General features: G+C 44.1%; 14 protein-coding genes. 13 read left to right on the top strand and 1 reads right to left on the bottom strand.

All coding sequences use genetic code 11. The features are described 5' to 3' along the window. Positions 1-80 precede the first annotated feature (80 nt). Together cobT and ACOSVQ_RS05860 are read left to right on the top strand one after the other, a co-directional pair. Entirely contained in the window at positions 81-1,142 is a 1,062-nt protein-coding gene (gene cobT, locus ACOSVQ_RS05855) for a nicotinate-nucleotide--dimethylbenzimidazole phosphoribosyltransferase (protein WP_491981603.1), read from the top strand. Positions 1,143-1,310: 168 nt separating this feature from the next. After that, positions 1,311-2,228 (top strand): homocysteine S-methyltransferase family protein, encoded by a 918-nt coding sequence (locus ACOSVQ_RS05860; protein ID WP_491981604.1) that lies wholly within the window; start codon positions 1,311-1,313, stop codon positions 2,226-2,228. Positions 2,229-2,378: 150 nt separating this feature from the next. On the opposite strand, the gene ACOSVQ_RS05865 is transcribed toward ACOSVQ_RS05860, so the two are convergent. Continuing rightward, a complete protein-coding gene (locus tag ACOSVQ_RS05865) occupies positions 2,379-2,576 on the bottom strand; it encodes a hypothetical protein (RefSeq protein ID WP_491981605.1) in 198 nt (65 codons plus the stop codon). Positions 2,577-3,126: 550 nt separating this feature from the next. On the opposite strand from ACOSVQ_RS05865, the gene ACOSVQ_RS05870 reads away from it, so the two are divergent. The 11 genes from ACOSVQ_RS05870 (at position 3,127) to ACOSVQ_RS05920 (ending at position 17,588) form a co-directional block, all read left to right on the top strand. Next, complete coding sequence (locus tag ACOSVQ_RS05870; protein WP_491981606.1) at positions 3,127-3,831, top strand: GntR family transcriptional regulator; 705 nt, start codon at positions 3,127-3,129, stop codon at positions 3,829-3,831. A gap of 10 nt (positions 3,832-3,841) precedes the next feature. Beyond that, on the top strand, positions 3,842-4,729 hold the full coding sequence (prpB, locus tag ACOSVQ_RS05875; protein WP_491981607.1) for a methylisocitrate lyase: 888 nt from the start codon (positions 3,842-3,844) through the stop codon (positions 4,727-4,729). Positions 4,730-4,981: 252 nt separating this feature from the next. After that, positions 4,982-6,121, top strand: coding sequence for a bifunctional 2-methylcitrate synthase/citrate synthase (gene prpC, locus ACOSVQ_RS05880; RefSeq protein WP_491981608.1), 1,140 nt, complete (start codon positions 4,982-4,984; stop codon positions 6,119-6,121). 193 nt (positions 6,122-6,314) lie between these two features. Then, the gene (gene acnD, locus ACOSVQ_RS05885; protein ID WP_491981609.1) at positions 6,315-8,894 is read left to right on the top strand and encodes a Fe/S-dependent 2-methylisocitrate dehydratase AcnD; all 2,580 of its coding nucleotides are present in this window, start codon (positions 6,315-6,317) and stop codon (positions 8,892-8,894) included. Between the two features lie 10 nt (positions 8,895-8,904). Next, positions 8,905-10,089 carry a 2-methylaconitate cis-trans isomerase PrpF gene (gene prpF / locus ACOSVQ_RS05890; RefSeq protein ID WP_491981610.1) on the top strand — a complete coding sequence of 395 codons (1,185 nt, stop codon included), beginning with the start codon at positions 8,905-8,907 and terminating at the stop codon, positions 10,087-10,089. Positions 10,090-10,152: 63 nt separating this feature from the next. Further along, positions 10,153-12,030: a propionyl-CoA synthetase gene (locus ACOSVQ_RS05895; RefSeq protein ID WP_491981611.1), complete on the top strand. Its 1,878-nt coding sequence runs from the start codon at positions 10,153-10,155 to the stop codon at positions 12,028-12,030. Between the two features lie 280 nt (positions 12,031-12,310). Then, complete coding sequence (locus ACOSVQ_RS05900) at positions 12,311-12,784, top strand: MarR family winged helix-turn-helix transcriptional regulator (RefSeq protein WP_491981612.1); 474 nt, start codon at positions 12,311-12,313, stop codon at positions 12,782-12,784. 18 nt (positions 12,785-12,802) lie between these two features. Then, positions 12,803-13,873, top strand: coding sequence for an HlyD family secretion protein (locus tag ACOSVQ_RS05905; RefSeq protein WP_491981613.1), 1,071 nt, complete (start codon positions 12,803-12,805; stop codon positions 13,871-13,873). Positions 13,874-13,886: 13 nt separating this feature from the next. Further along, on the top strand, positions 13,887-15,410 hold the full coding sequence (locus ACOSVQ_RS05910) for a DHA2 family efflux MFS transporter permease subunit (RefSeq protein ID WP_491981614.1): 1,524 nt from the start codon (positions 13,887-13,889) through the stop codon (positions 15,408-15,410). 200 nt (positions 15,411-15,610) lie between these two features. After that, positions 15,611-16,093, top strand: coding sequence for a GNAT family N-acetyltransferase (locus tag ACOSVQ_RS05915; RefSeq protein ID WP_491981615.1), 483 nt, complete (start codon positions 15,611-15,613; stop codon positions 16,091-16,093). 31 nt (positions 16,094-16,124) lie between these two features. Next, the gene (locus ACOSVQ_RS05920; protein WP_491981616.1) at positions 16,125-17,588 is read left to right on the top strand and encodes an NUDIX domain-containing protein; all 1,464 of its coding nucleotides are present in this window, start codon (positions 16,125-16,127) and stop codon (positions 17,586-17,588) included. The last annotated feature ends 1 nt before the right edge of the window (position 17,589 follow it).

The raw sequence follows: 17,589 nt of genomic DNA on the forward strand, positions 1-17,589 counted from the left end.
TTTTATCACTAGAACGATGTTCACATACTGATGTTCAGGATCGCTATGCCCAGCCAGCATACATGGAAGGAGAATAGCTTGTGAGTGCGTTATTAAATGATTTGAAAGAATCGATTATCCCTGTCGATGAAAAGGTTCGGAAACGAGCACAACATCATATTGATCAACTGTTTAAGCCAATTGGCAGTTTAGGGCAATTAGAGGAACTGGCTTGTCAGTTATCTGCGATTTATCGCACCATGAAGTGGCAGACCGGAAAGAAAAAAATCTTCGTCATGGCAGGTGATCACGGTGTCTTTGAAGAAGGTGTAGCGGTGACGCCTAAAGAAGTCACAACCATGCAAGCAGTGAACACGGTTAAAGGTTTAACGGGGGTTGCTGCGCTGAGTTATACCACGGGTGTTGATGTTGAAATGGTGGATGTTGGGATTGATTGTGACCCAATTGATGGCATCACCAATATGAAAGTGGCGCGTGGTTGTGGAAACATAGCTAAAGGTCCGGCAATGAGCTACGACCAAGCAGAGCAGCTTATTCTTGATACGGCAAACTATGTAAAACAAGTTATCGACCGTGAACAGTTAAGCGTAATTGGTGTAGGGGAGTTGGGCATTGCCAATACTACGCCAGCGGCTGCTATTGTCAGTATTGTGACTAATCAGTTACCAATGCATGTGGTTGGTCTTGGAGCAAACTTGCCGAGTAGCCAACTTCAACACAAAGTCGATGTTGTTTCCGTTGCGATTGCACTTAATCACCCAGACCCTACCGATCCTATCGATATCGTGGCGAAAGTGGGCGGATTTGATTTAGCGGGTATGACAGGTGCGATTCTAGGTGCAGCTGCCATGCGTATTCCTGTAGTGTTAGATGGCTTTTTATCTTACTCGTCGGCAATGATTGCCTGCATGATTGAACCGAATGTCTGGGATTATTTGATTCCATCACATCAATCTGCAGAAAAAGGAGCAGTGGTTGCGTTAGAGCATTTACGCTTAAAACCGTTTATTCATATGGAATTGCGGCTAGGGGAAGGCAGTGGTGCTACGCTTGCAATGCCTTTTATTGATGCCGCGCACGCGATGATGAATCGCATGGGCATGATGCAAGATGATGGTGTTGAACTGCCGAGCCCTGCTTAATACCTATCCACATTTTCAAATCAAAGATCTACGTTGGTGAGGCTAATAATTGGTGATTATTAGCCTTTGCTATTTGTTTCGCTTATACAAAAGTATTGCTGTTATTGATAAATCAATTTAGTCTGCAGACGTCTACACATCTAAATAAAGAATATAAGGGAGTTTCGAATGTCAGGTCAGCAGGCAGTAACCATATTAGATGGCGGTATGGGAAGAGAGTTGAAGCGTCGTGGAGCTCCATTTCGTCAGCCCGAGTGGTCAGCATTGGCTATGATGGAAGCACCTGAAGTCGTGGGTGAAGTTCACCGTTCGTTCATCCAAAATGGTGCTCAGGTTATTACAACAAACAGTTATGCGTTGGTTCCATTTCATATTGGGCAAGAGTGTTTTGATGCTCAGGCTCAGCTGTTAGCAGACAGAGCTGGCGCTGTGGCGCGTGAGGCAGCGAGTATAGAAGGAAAACAAACCTTAGTTGCAGGTTCAATTCCTCCACTATTTGGTTCTTACCGTGCGGATCTTTACCAGCCAGAGAATGCTGAAAAAATTGCTTCTCCACTCATTAAGGGTTTAGACCAACATATTGATGTGTGGTTAGCTGAAACTCAAAGCTTGATTGCAGAATCGACTGCTATTTATCAGCAAGTTAGAGCACTAGGTACTGAGAATAAGCCTTTCTGGGTTTCGTTTACGCTTGAAGACAGCGAACAAACCGAAGTACCAAAGCTTCGATCTGGAGAAACAGTAAAAGATGCGGTAAAGGCAATGGCGGTACTAAACGTAAACGCTATTTTGTTTAACTGTAGTCAACCAGAAGTGATGGAAGAAGCCCTAATCGCAGCGCGTACGACACTCGAATCGTTGAATGTCACAGGGATTCAGTTGGGTGTTTATGCTAATGCCTTCCCTCCAACGACAAAAGAAGCGACCGCTAATGATGGTTTAGATGAGCTTCGTGACGATTTAAACTTTGATGTTTATACCCAGTTGGCTGAGAGATGGCGTAATCAAGGTGCGACGTTAATTGGTGGCTGTTGTGGTATTGGTCCAGAACACATCAATGCAATCAGCAAGCATTTCCACAAATAAAAAAATCCGCGCAATTAATTGCGCGGATTATCGATTCTTTTCTACAACGTCAATTCATTTTATTGAAATGGGTAATTTACGTCATTTCCTTAATTTTCCGCTGTATTTTAATCAGTTAAGCGATGGTAATAGATACTAATTATTAATCGCTTAAGAGATGTAGTTAAAGTGTGACATGTCACAACCGATACGTTGTGCAGTTGTCATCACAGATGAGAACGACTCACCTTTATAGCTTGTTTTAGGCGCTTTGCTTTTGTTTTCAGATGTGAAAAATGAAGCAATGAAGTTAGCAAATTTAGTAGCTAGACGGTTTGATGCTTGGGTTTCAATATTTAAAGTGTTCATTACGCAACCTCGACTTAGTATCTATTTCTATTTTTTGAACTAGACAATGAAGCGAAACTTATTTGATGTCTTCATTGTGACTGTGCTCACACTTTATTCCTAAACATGATCGAGATCAATAGTCTAAAAGCTGTTTTTTTTGAAGTAAAACAGCTTTTCATTTAATTAACTAATAAATACAAATAGTTATGTATTAAAAATATTTTTAATATACTCAAAAATAGTTGATTGAAAGCGAGTTGCTTTCACGACGACTTCTGTGTCCACTCTCATATTTTCCTAAGAGATAAAATCTAGTTCTACTTGAACTGTCGACATTTGGATTATTTTCTACACGATGCCTAACTTGGTTATTTTAAAGGGCATTTATGTATATTCGTTTAAATACAAAAGGTTATACTGAGTTCGTTAAATTATTGAAACGATGCAGGGTATATACCTTAGTCTAACTTGTCGACAATTGCCTTGATTGTCGACAATCTGTACATCTATAGTGTGTTCATTCCTTAGTGAGCTTCCTAAAAGAACTCGCAAGTACGATTAAGAAGACATGATGAACAGTGAATTGAGAAAACCGCTTGTTGGTGAAAAAGAAAATACCAAATCTGAAAACCTGACTGAGTATTTGATTGAAGCGATTGTAGAAGGACAGATTGCTCCCGGTAGCAAAATATCTGAGCCTGAGCTAGCCAAGCGTTTTGAAGTAAGCCGTGGTCCTTTACGAGAAGCATTAATGCGTATCGAAGGATTAGGGTTAATCGAGCGTATTCCGCACGTTGGCGCACGCGTCATTCAATTCTCATCTGAAAAGCTGGTCGAGTTATACGCGGTGCGTGAAGCATTAGAGGGTATGGCGGCACGCCTTGCTGCCCGTAATATTACCGAAATAGAAATTGCTGGATTAGAAACTCTATTGTCGACACATTCCGCGCATATCGATCAAGTAGACGGTGCATCTTACTTTCATCAACAAGGCGATTTTGACTTTCACTATCGCATCATAAAGGCAAGCCGTAACAGCCAATTGATTTCATTGTTGTGTGATGAGCTGTATCACTTGCTGCGTATGTATCGATACCAGTCACCACGTTCGCAGTCTCGTCCGGTAGAAGCGTTGGACGAACACAAATTTATTTTGCAAGCCATTCGTAACAGAGACGAAGAGCTGGCAGAAATGCTGATGCGTCGCCATATATCAAGAAGCCGACGTTTAATAGAACAACAGATTCTAAGCGAAGCTAAAGATCTAGATTAAGGAGAATCACATGTTAAGCCCAGGAGCAAAGTTTCGACTTGCAGTTAAAACCAACAACCCACTGCAAATTGTAGGCACCATAAACCCATACTGCGCCATGATGGCGAAGAAATTAGGTCACCAAGCGATATATCTTTCCGGTGGCGGCATTGCTAATGCGTCGTACGGATTACCTGATCTGGGCATTACAACCTTGAACGATGTTCTTGTCGATGTTGACCGCATTACCAACGCGTGTGATTTGCCACTTCTTGTAGATATTGATACGGGTTTTGGTGGTGCATTCAATATTGGTCGTACGATAAAAGTGATGGAAAAAGCGGGAGCCGCGGCTGTTCACATGGAAGATCAAGTGGCGCAAAAACGTTGTGGTCACCGCCCTAACAAAGCGATTGTTAGTTTGGAAGAGATGGTCGATCGAGTTAAAGCAGCAGTGGATGCTCGTGATAATCCAGAATTTGTGATTATGGCTCGTACCGATGCGCTTGCGGTTGAAGGTATGGATAGTGCGATTGAAAGAGCAATTGCCTGTGTTGAAGCTGGTGCGGATATGATTTTCCCAGAAGCTATGACGGAACTTCAGCAATATGAACGTTTCTCAACGGCTCTGCATTCTGCAACGGGCAAGCATGTGCCAATTCTTGCCAATATTACCGAGTTTGGTCAGACGCCTTTGTATAACTGCGAAGAGTTGGCTAAATCCAAGGTCGATATGGTGCTTTATCCACTGAGTGCATTCCGTGCGATGAACAAAGCTGCTGAGATGGTGTATAGCCACATTTTAGAAAATGGTAATCAGGAAGCCATGCTCGATAATATGCAGACCCGCAAAGAGCTGTATGAATATCTCAACTATCACAGTTACGAAGACAAATTAGATCAACTGTTTAGCAAATAATTATTAGAAATTTATTAATAAAAGAATCCCACTTATACATCTGCCATACGGTGCGTACGCAGAAGTAGGGAAGCCCAAGAAAATTGAAAATAGTGTGTAAAAACAATTTTTAAGAAATAAACAAGAAAACGTAAAGCCTGCGTTTTCAAAAATAATCCAATAACGTGAAACCGCTGAGCTACAGCACCCAAGAGGTGGACCCAATGAGGTCGGCTTTTATAGCCCGAAGCAACGCGACAAAAGGAGTTCAACATGCCTCATTCCCCTAAAGGAGAGCTAGGCGGAGCTGGCCTACGTGGTCAAAGTGCTGGAAGCACCGCTTTATGTACTGTTGGTAAAACAGGTACAGGTCTAACTTATCGTGGTTACGACATCACAGATCTAGCCAACAATGCTCAGTTTGAAGAGGTTGCCCACTTACTATTAGTTGGGCATCTACCAAACCAAGCTGAATTAGACCAATACAAAACGCGCTTGATTGGTTTGCGCGGTCTGCCTAAACCTCTTAAGGATGTACTTGAATTGATTCCAGCCGACGCTCATCCAATGGATGTAATGCGTACCGGATGTTCAATGTTGGGCAATCTAGAAACTGAGCAAGATTTCTCACAACAAGTGGCTGCTACAGAACGCATGTTAGCTTTGTTCCCTGCCATTATCTGTTATTGGTATAGATTCAGCCATGATGGCGTATGCATCGATACAGAAGATCGCAGCGAAGATTCTATCGGCGGTTATTTCTTAAAAATGCTGACTGATAAAGCGCCAAGTGATTTGTTCAAACAGGTAATGCATACCTCTCTAATCGTTTACGCAGAGCACGAATTTAATGCTTCAACCTTTGCTGCTCGTGTTTGCGCTTCTACTTTATCTGATTTGCATTCCTGTGTGACTGCTGCAATCGGCACTTTACGTGGACCACTTCACGGTGGTGCTAATGAAGCGGCAATGGAGATGATCGAGAACTGGCAGACACCTGATGAAGCGGAACAAAACATTCTGCGCATGCTTGAAAATAAAGACAAAATCATGGGATTTGGTCATGCCATCTATCGTGAAAGCGACCCGCGTAACGCATTGATCAAACGTTGGTCAAAAGAGCTTTCTGAATTCGTTGGTGATAAACAACTTTACGCAGTTTCAGAACGTGTTGAAGCGGTGATGAAGCGTGAAAAAGACTTGTTCTGTAACGCGGACTTCTTCCACGCGTCCGCTTATCACTTTATGGGTATTCCAACCAAGCTGTTCACACCTATTTTTGTGATGAGTCGATTAACAGGCTGGGCTGCACATGTGTACGAGCAACGTGCGAATAACCGAATTATTCGCCCAAGTGCCGATTACACAGGTCCTGAGCATCAAGATTGGGTTCCAATCGAAAAACGCAGTTAACAGCATAAAAGGCGCTGCGTAAAAATGTGGTGCCTATTTATAGGTCATGATGAAACACTCCTAACTATTTGGATTTGTAGGTAGGCAGCAAGTGAGCGAGACCCATGAGCATAGTTTAGCTATGTGATTGGGCGAGTGAACGCGGCTAACACCCCTACAAATTTAAATAGGACGGAGTGAGAAGGAAGAAGCGATGAACAATACTTATAAAAAAACGCTTCCGGGAAGCCAGATTAGTTATTTTGACACTCGTGAAGCCGTTAATCAGATATCACCCAATGCTTACGAAAAGCTGCCTTATACTTCGCGCGTGCTTGCGGAAAACTTAGTACGCCGCTGCGACCCTGAAACACTGGTCGATTCTCTGAAACAGATTATTGAACGTAAACGCGATATGGATTTCCCTTGGTATCCAGCGCGTGTTGTTTGCCACGATATCTTAGGACAAACAGCATTAGTTGACCTTGCAGGACTGCGCGATGCAATTGCCGATCAAGGCGGTGATCCAGCCAAAGTTAACCCTGTCGTCGAAACACAGCTAATTGTTGATCACTCTCTTGCTGTTGAACACGCGGGCTTCGATCCTGAAGCGTTCGATAAAAACCGTGAGATTGAAGAGCGTCGTAACGAAGACAGATTCCACTTTATCGAATGGTGTAAGACCGCATTTGAGAATGTCAGTGTTATCCCCGCGGGTAACGGCATCATGCACCAAATCAATCTGGAAAAGATGTCGCCTGTCATTCAAGTCAAAGATGGTGTCGCATTTCCTGATACTTGCGTAGGTACTGACAGCCATACACCACACGTGGATTCACTGGGTGTTATTGCAATCGGTGTTGGCGGTTTAGAAGCTGAAACTGTGATGCTCGGTCGTCCTTCAATGATGCGCTTACCTGACATCGTGGGTGTGAAACTGACAGGTAAGCGTAATCCGGGGATTACCGCTACGGATATCGTACTGGCTATTACCGAATTTCTGCGTAATCAAAAAGTGGTCTCATGCTACTTGGAGTTCTATGGTGAAGGCGCCAAAGATCTTACCATCGGCGACCGTGCAACTATCTCTAACATGACGCCAGAATATGGTGCGAGTGCGGGTATGTTCTACATCGATGAGCAGACCATCAACTACCTTAAACTGACTGGTCGTGATGCTGAGCAGGTTGCTTTGGTAGAGCAATACGCAAAAGAAACCGGCTTATGGGCTGATAGTCTTACAAACGCGGAGTATGAACGTGTACTTGAATTTGACTTGTCGAGTGTAGAACGTAACTTAGCAGGTCCTTCCAACCCACATCGTCGTCTACCTACCTCTCAACTAGCCGCTCGTGGTATTGCCGGAAAATGGGAAGAAAAAGAAGGTGAGATGCCAGATGGCGCGGTGATCATCGCTGCAATAACTTCCTGCACTAACACCAGTAACCCTCGTAACGTGGTAGCTGCCGGTTTGTTAGCGAAAAAAGCCAATCAACTTGGGTTGGTTCGCAAACCTTGGGTGAAAACTTCGTTTGCACCAGGCTCTAGAGTGGCAAAACTCTATCTAGAAGAAGCGGGATTATTACCAGAATTAGAACAGCTTGGTTTTGGCATTGTCGGCTACGCATGTACCACGTGTAATGGTATGAGCGGCGCGTTAGATCCAGTTATTCAGCAAGAGATCATTGACCGTGACTTATACGCTACCGCGGTATTGTCTGGTAACCGTAACTTCGATGGTCGTATCCATCCTTATGCAAAACAAGCATTCCTAGCTTCGCCACCGCTTGTGGTTGCTTATGCTTTAGCTGGCACCATTCGTTTTGATATTGAACGCGATGCCTTAGGTCATGACGTAAACGGTAACCCAATCTACCTTAATGACGTTTGGCCAAGTGATGAAGAGATTGACCAAGTTGTCAGTCAACACGTTAAGCCAGAACAATTTAACCAAGTATACATTCAGATGTTTAAACTGGATGACGCACAAAAGAGCAGCAGTCCACTGTATGACTGGCGCCCAATGAGCACTTATATTCGTCGTCCGCCTTATTGGGAAGGTGCACTCGCGGGTGAGCGTACTTTGAAAGGTATGCGTCCTTTAGCTGTGCTCGGTGACAACATCACCACTGACCATTTGTCGCCTTCAAATGCGATTCTTGCATCCAGCGCGGCAGGGGAATACCTGACAAAGATGAAAGTGCCGGAAGAAGACTTTAACTCTTACGCGACACACCGCGGCGATCACTTGACTGCACAGCGTGCAACATTCGCGAACCCGAAACTGTTTAATGAAATGGTTAAGGAAAATGGTGAAGTGGTGCAGGGCTCACTGGCTCGTATTGAACCTGAAGGCAAAGTAACTCGCATGTGGGAAGCGATAGAAACCTACATGGAGCGTAAACAACCACTGATTATTGTGGCGGGAGCTGACTATGGGCAAGGTTCTTCACGAGATTGGGCTGCAAAAGGGGTTCGTCTTGCGGGCGTTGAAGCGATTGTCGCAGAGGGCTTCGAGCGTATTCACCGTACTAACTTAGTCGGCATGGGCGTATTACCGCTGCAGTTTAAAGATGGCGTTAATCGCAACACTTTAGCCTTAGATGGTACTGAACTCTACGATGTAGCGGGCGTAATAAAGCCGAGTGTGGATTTGGCATTAGTGATTACCCGTAGCAACGGTGAAAAATTGGATGTTGCAGTCACGTGTCGCCTAGATACCGCCGATGAAGTGAATGTGTACAACGCAGGTGGTGTGTTGCAGCGCTTTGCGCAAGACTTCTTAGCGCAGTAGGAGATAAAGAATGACTTCTCAAATCAAAGTTCCTGCTACCTACATGCGTGGTGGAACCAGTAAAGGCGTGTTTTTTAGGCTTGATGAGCTACCAAAAGCAGCGCAAGTCGCAGGTGAAGCGCGAGACAAACTTCTGATGCGTGTTATCGGTAGCCCAGACCCTTACGGCAAACAAATTGATGGTATGGGCGGCGCTACTTCAAGCACAAGCAAGACGGTCATTGTTTCGAAAAGCGATCGTGCTGACCACGATGTTGATTATCTTTTCGGTCAGGTATCTATCGACAAACCATTTGTTGATTGGAGTGGCAACTGCGGGAACTTGTCTGCAGCTATCGGTCCATTTGCGATTCATGCTGGTCTAATTCCAGAATCGCGGATTCCTGAAAACGGTATTTTGGAAGTGCGTGTATGGCAGGTGAACATCAGCAAAACCATCGTAGTTCATGTACCCATTGTTAATGGAATTGTTCAGGAAACAGGTGATTTTGAACTGGATGGAGTGACGTTTCCAGCCGCAGAAATTCAGGTCGATTTTATGGACCCAGCGGACGGTGAAGGTTCGATGTTCCCAACGGGCAATTTGGTTGATGATTTAATCGTACCTGAAGTTGGTACCTTGAATGTCACCATGATCAACGCTGGAATACCTACGATTTTTGTCGATGCTGCTGCTATTGGTTATCAGGGTACGGAATTACAAGAAGATATCAATAACGACGTAAAAGCATTGGCGATGTTTGAAAAAATACGTGCACATGGCGCGTTAAAGATGGGCTTAATTCAAGATTTGGAAGAGGCGAAAACAAGACAACATACGCCGAAGGTGGCGTTTGTTGCCAAACCGAAAACGTATCAATCGTCGAGTGGTAAAACCGTTCTAGATTCAGATGTTGATGTACTGGTTAGAGCGCTCTCTATGGGTAAATTGCACCACGCAATGATGGGGACTGCTGCCGTTTCCATCGCTGCGGCGGCTTGTGTACCCGGCACCTTAGTTAATTTGGCTGCAGGTGGTGGAGAAAAAGAATCTGTTACTTTTGGTCATCCGTCCGGAACATTAAAGGTTGGAGCAAAATCCAGTGCGACTGAAGAAAGCGGCTGGAAAGTAGAAAAAGCCGTTATGAGTCGCAGCGCACGAGTGTTGATGGAAGGTTGGGTGAGAGTGCCTGCTGAAACAATCGAAACTTGTTAAGCCAGAACATTATTCCAAGTTGTTTTTGGCAATAAAACTTGGAGTATAAAAAGGAGAAGCACAATGTCTACGTATTTGAAGGAATATCTATGGGCAAAAGAGCAACCGGAATCGTTCTGGCATGCACAAGCTCAGAAAATCGACTGGTTTGAATTTCCTCAAACCATTTTAAAGAAAGACGAAAATGGTATAGAGCGCTGGTATCCCGATGGCTTACTCAATACCTGTTGGCTAGCACTGGATTACCATTGTGAGCAAGGTCGAGGCGACCAAACAGCGTTGATTTACGATTCTCCAGTAACTGGTAAGAAACAACGTTATAGTTACTTTGCATTACGTGACACTGTCGCGCGCGTTGCAGGTATGCTGGCTGACCAAGGTGTGACGAAAGGCGACCGTGTCATTATCTATATGCCGATGATTCCAGAAGCCGCGATGGCTATGCTTGCTTGCGCACGTCTTGGTGCGATTCATTCGGTTGTTTTTGGCGGCTTTGCGCCAAATGAATTGGCTGTTCGCATTGAAGATGCTGAGCCTAAAGTCATCATGACCGCTTCCTGCGGGATCGAAATCAGCAAGGTTATTCCATACAAACCAATGGTCGATAAAGCGATCATGGATAGCCGCTGGAAACCAGAAAAAGTAATTGTATTTCAGCGTCCTGAAAGTTTAGCGGATCTCGACAACGAACGTGATTTAGATTGGAGCGCCCAATACGAGAAAGCGCTGCCGCATGCCTGTGTACCGGTTCTGGCGACAGATCCGCTTTACATTCTTTATACGTCAGGTACTACGGGCAAACCGAAAGGTGTTGTTCGTGACAACGGCGGACATGCTGTTGCGATGAAGTACTCGATGAGCTGTATTTACGATATGCCTCAAGATGGAGTGTTTTGGGCAGCCTCTGATGTGGGTTGGGTCGTAGGACATTCTTATATTGTTTACGCACCGCTCATTCACGGCTGTACTACCATTTTGTACGAAGGTAAACCGGTGAGAACTCCTGATCCGGGTGCTTTCTGGCGTGTATGTCAGGAATATAAGGTGACCGCGTTGTTCTCAGCGCCAACCGCTTTTCGAGCCATTAAAAAGGAAGATCCGAACGGCGAGTTCCTCAACCAGTATCGTCTGGACAATCTGAAAACGATATTTATGGCAGGAGAACGGTTAGACCCTCCGACACTTGAATGGGTACAAGAGAAAACCAACAAACCCGTCATTGATCACTGGTGGCAAACAGAGACTGGTTGGGCAATAGCGGGCAACCCGACAGGTATTGAATTAATGCCTGTTAAAGCAGGGTCTGCAACCAAACCTATTCCGGGCTATCAGGTTGAAATTTTGAACGAATTGGGTGAGGTATTACCGCCAAACCAACAAGGTTTTGTCGCATTGAAACGACCATTACCACCAAGTTGTTTACCAACGGTATGGCGTAATCATGATCGATTTGAAACCGGTTATCTGGCTCAGTTCCCTGATTACTACGTGTCGGGTGATGGTGGTTATCTGGATGAAGAGGGTTACCTGTTCATCATGGGGCGTATCGACGATGTAATTAACGTTGCTGGGCACCGTTTGTCGACGGGTGAGATGGAAGAGATTGTGGGCGCGCACCCAGCCGTTGCTGAATGTGCTGTAGTCGGTGTTCACGATGAACTCAAAGGACAACTTCCATTAGGTTTGGTTGTGTTGAAAGACGGTGTGAAAGTCGATCTAGAGTCCCTCGAATCTGAACTTGTGAATAGTGTTCGCAGCCATATCGGCGCAGTAGCCTGTTTTAAACATGCCTTGGTTGTAGAGCGTTTACCGAAGACGCGTTCAGGAAAGATATTGCGCCGTATTATCCGTCAGATTGCTGATGGAGAAAGTTACACTGTCCCTTCTACAATTGATGACCCAAGTAGTTTGAATGAATTAGAGAAAATTCTGCACGTTTAATCTGCTGTAGGTATCTATTTTCCACTTCTTCATTTTCTACAAATAAGTTCATGGCGAACTTTTGTGCTCCGCTTGCGGGGCACTTTTTTTGTCCATGTCTTTTTAAATACCCTTCAAAAAATTACAAATTGAAACACATTGAAAAACAGTAGGTTAATGCAAGAAGCATAGATGAGATGAATTTATAGGCTTTACATATAATAAGTAAAGCTTACTATATGTAAAAATTTGTTACATATACCAACCCGTAAACCCAAAAATAGCCAATATAGGTAATGTTATGACGACTCCATCGATAGGGTATCTGCTTTGGGACGTAACGCGCTTAGTTCGAAAACGTTATGAATCAGCTTCCAGTTCGACATGCTTAACCCTCGCTCAGGCAAAAGCTTTGTCACACATTGCTTGTAGGCAAGGTGTAAAACAGGTGGATTTAGCAGAAGTGTTGGATATCAAGCCAATGACGCTAGTTCGTGTAATCGATTCTTTGGTTGAAGAGGGGTTTGTTGAAAGACGTCCCGATCCAACTGACCGACGCGCGCACCTTATCTACTTGTTACCAGCAGCAGATGAACAGCTTAAGAAAGTAAAAAGTGTCGCCAATGGAATCTGGGCGGAAGCGCTGGAAGGTATATCGGAACAAGAGAAGGAGCAGTTTATTAGTATGCTCCAACATATTCATAGCAATCTAACGATTGATAACAAGTTAACTATTGATAACAAGTTAACTATTGATAACAAACCTAAGTCTTAATTTTCAGGAACACCTTGTATGTCTAATACCAAACCAGAGCAGGAAAATTCGGTTTCAACATTAGCGCCTAAATCACGTCGTAAAACGAAGCGCGCCGTTATGCTCTTTATTGTCCCTTTACTGGCAGTGGCTGGCGGTGTCGCTATTTATTTGCACGGTGGTAGATACGTTGAAACAGAAAACGCTTATGTGAAAGCGGATAAAACATCGATCACTTCTGAGGTATCGGGTCGCATCGTTGATGTTCCTGTTGAAGAGAACCAGTTAGTGAAGGCGGGGGATTTATTGCTTCAAATTGATCCAACGTCTTACAAAATAGCGGTTGAGCAGGCTCACGCCAATTTAAATGATGTGAAGACCACATTAACAACGCTCAAAGCAGAATATCAAAGCAAACTTGCAAACATTGAGGTATCGAAAAGCCAACACGATTACCTTAAAAAAGAAGAAAAGCGCCAACTTGATTTGTTGAAGAAAAAGTACACTTCTCAATCTCAATATGATTCAGCTCGTCAAAATACACTGCTTGTTGAGCTTGAAGTGAATGCGCTTAAAAAAGGATTAAAACAGGTTGAAGAAAGTCTTGGCGGTGATGTAAACGCACCAATCGAACTTCATCCTAAATATCGTGCAGCGGTAGCGGCATTAGACAAAGCGGAAAACGATCTTGCGCACGTAAACCTTTATGCGCCTGCTGATGGTGTGGTGACAAAAGTAGTAGAGAAAGGTCAGTACATCTCACCGGGAAGTTTGGCAATGATGTTGGTGTCGGATTCGGATATCTGGATTGAGGCAAACTTTACCGAAACTGAATTAACACACGTGAAAACTGGTCAAGATGTTGAAGTGAAAGTGGACTATGCACCGGGCTTTACTTGGAAAGGTACAGTGGAAAGCTTAAGTCCTGCAACTGGTGCTGAGTTCTCAGTTATTCCTGCACAAAACGCAACGGGTAACTGGGTAAAAATTGCTCAACGCTTGCCAATTCGTATTCGTCTAGAGCAAGAAGAAGGTGCTCCTAAACTTCGTGCTGGTTTGAGTGCTGTGGTGACGGTTGACACTAATCATCAGCGTCACTTGTCCCTGTAAGCGGAGTTAGACGATGACATCTCACGTCGAAACTAATGCAGATGATAACCAAGGTAGTAAACGATTATTTATCACCTTGTCAGTCATGCTTGCAACGATCATACAAGTACTCGACACCACTATCGCGAACGTTGCACTACCACATATGAGAGGCACCATGAGTGCCACTCAAGACCAAATATCTTGGGTATTAACGTCTTATATAGTTGCTTCTGCAATTGCAATGCCCTTAACGGGTTTTGTTGCGGCGAGAATCGGTCGTAAACGTCTGTTTTTGTATTCAGTGCTCGGATTCACCTTTGCTTCTGTGCTTTGTGGAGCCGCTCAATCCTTAGAGCAGATCATTTTGTTCCGAATCTTACAGGGTATATTTGGCGCAAGTTTGGTTCCGCTATCACAGTCTGTGTTGCTGGATACTTACCCAACTGAGCAACATGGTTCTGCCATGGCTATGTGGGGGGTAGGTGTGATGGTAGGGCCAATCCTTGGTCCGTCATTAGGTGGCTGGCTCACTGAGTATTACAACTGGCGTTGGGTTTTTTATATCAACGTACCGTTCGGCATCATGGCTTGGATGGGCATTGCCGCTTACGTAAAAGAAACAGCAATCGATACTACACGACGGTTCGACATGTTTGGCTTTGCTTTACTCGGGCTAGCTATCGGTAGCTTGCAAATGTTCTTAGACAGAGGCGAATCGCTTAACTGGTTTTCAAGCTTGGAAGTGATCGTTGAAGCTTCTCTAGCGGTATTGGCTTTCTATATGTTTGCTGTACATATGTTTACGCATAAAGCGCCCTTCCTTGAACCTATGATGTTTAAAGACCGAAATTATGTAGTTGGCCTACTGTTCGGATTTATGATCGGTGTGATATTGCTTGCGACGATGGCACTGTTACCGCCATTTTTGCAAAACTATATGGGCTACCCAGTGCTCGATGTTGGACTTTTACTGACACCGCGCGGGTTCGGTACTATGACCGGCATGATGATTGTAGGGCGGGTCGCCAGAAAAGTTGATTTACGTTATCTGGTTGCTACAGGTCTAGTTCTTATGATTATTTCTCTGTGGCAGATGACGAAGTTCTCTGTTGATATTACTCGTTGGGAAATCATTTGGACGGGCATCGTACAAGGTTTAGGTTTAGGTTTAGTGTTCGTTCCTCTTTCAACATTAAGCTTCTCGACTCTTGCACCACGCTATCGTAATGAGGCAACAGCGCTATATAGCTTAGTTAGAAATATTGGTAGTAGTATCGGTATCTCAGTCGTGACAACGTATTTGTCTCATCGAGTTCAGATTAACCATGCTGTTTATGCTGAGCACATCAATAATTTCAATCTGGCTTTGCAGGATGCGGTGCAGAAAGGCGCGTATGATCTTTCAACCACGGCTGGATTAGTCAGTTTAAATAACGTAGTCACTAACCAAGCGGCAATTTTTGCTTATCTGCAAGATTTTAGATTGATGATGTTCGTGTGTATCTTTACCTTGCCTTTGCTCGTTTTGCTGCGAAGACCTGGAGCGAGCAAGTAGTTCATTAATAGAAAACGCCCTTTATAGGGCGTTTTTCTTTTTTGTTTCGTAGGGAGACATACCTAATCGACGTTAACTGTTGTTGTTAAGGTTTGAAAAAACTAACTGATTGTAATCAGGAAATATTCCGCTTTATGAAGTGTTCTTTTCAACATTATCTTATAAAATCTTAACAAGCTTAATTTTTATGGCATAAAAGCATGTCTACATTTTTGATTGTTCCTGCCCGCGCAGATGATTTGGAAGAGCTCAATGATCTGATGTACGAGCTTCATGATGAGCACCATATTGCTTGTCCAGAGCACTTTAAAACTGCGGAAGAGATAGAGCAGGAAAAGAGCATCGCTCGCTATCTTGATATGCCAGAGTGTTTGGTTTATGTCGCGAAACAACAAAACGCTATCATTGGTTTTATTACTGGTCACTTTTGCGAGTTGGTTTCGACAGTCAGTAAACCTGTGCAAATGGGTAGTATCGATGAGCTGTATGTTTTGCCTGAATATCGCAAGCAAGGCGTCGCGACATTGCTTTATAAAAAGCTTGAAACAACATTTATCGAATATGGTGTTGAACAAGTGTTTGTTGAAGTTTGGGCATTTAACCACAATGCGCATCGCTTCTATGAAGATTCGGGGTTTGAACCGCACATTGCATGGCTAAGAAAATCGGTTAAGCACCGCTAATATAACGAATAAATAACGTAGAGTGAGTTTAGTGTTTCAACGTCGGTTGCTAGAAGTATTTGTCATTTTTTTGCTTTCATACCTGTTACCAGCATACGCCCAAGAGCAGGGGGAAAGTGCTATCCCGAGTAAAGCCGATTCGCTTTATAAAGGGGCTTTATGTCTCATCAAAGCTGATGACAAGATAGTTCTGGTTAATGAAATCATTACTAAGCAACTGTCTATTCCCGGCGGCACAATCAAACCTGGCGAGCCACCTAAATTGGCAGCGCAAAGAGAGACGTGGGAAGAGACCGGAATTGTCGTTACAGTCGGACAAGAGCTAGGGCACACGGATAAAGCAGTCTTCTTTGATTGTGTTAGTGCTTCTGAAATTATCGCATATCAGCATCAGAATTCGATGGGTGGGCATGAGCTGCCAATATGGTTTGCTCCGGATTATGGGGTTGAGGTATCGAGTGCAACCTTGGTTGATCCTCAAAACGTTGATGCACAGAAATATCGCTATCCTGAAGAGTGGCAAGCTACGGTCGAAATGTTCCAACGAGCAACCAATCAACCGGTGAAAATCGTTGCAGATTTGGTTCAGGCGGCGCCGAGTTTTCATCAAAGCGAACTGAAGTGGATACAAGCTTTTCAACTTTGGGTTAACAAGTTACCCGAGCAGTGGAGCGGGTTGGTACATAATCTTCTGTTCAGTGGCAACCTATTGGCGTCACCTATTTGCGGCATCATTTTATTTCCGCTGCTTTACTGGCGCTGTGGCAAATCGGTTTGCTACAAAGTCAGCTTCGCCATCAGTATCACTTCTTTGCTGTGTTTGTTTGCTCAGCAAGGATTCGCGCTTCCGCGCCCCCACGTTTATTTTCCGTCTTTGCAGCTTATTTCCAGTTACGGCAACGGCTTCCCAAGTTTACCGATTGCGGTATGGAGCAGTATCGGTATTTTGCTTATGACGGAAAAAGAGAAATTAGGTGGTCGATGGTTTGTGGTGGCTTATGTGATTTCTGCCATTTGGTTAACGCTATCAAAATTCTATTCTGGAAGCGCATTCATAGCAGATATGGCGGTGGGCGGTTTCCTTGGTTTATTGATCACTTGGAATATTGTTCGTTTCGATATCAAACGTACTGAGAAAGCAAGAACCATGATGGGGTCTCGACGTGTATGGTGGGGAATCAGTTTCGTTGCGGCAGCATTCACTTACTACTGGCAACTTCCGGTTTTTTCGGCGTGGTTAGTGGTTCTTGTCGTGATGGCGGTAATTACCACCACTCTGAAAAGCCAGAGGGAGTACCTGTCTTTCTTTCACTGCGTGCTGTTTACTGTGATATTGTCCGCCGTTTATATGAGCATCTCTTATGTCGCCGCAAAGGTCTCGTCCAGTGGAATAGAGTCTTTGCTAGTGGAGGTATCACGTTATCCCGCGATCATTATTGTGTTTGTTGTGATGATAAAACTGACCGCATCGTCTAAGACAGAAAAGCCCAGTTAAA

It is taken from the genome of Vibrio sp. HM8-C (assembly GCF_058630515.1).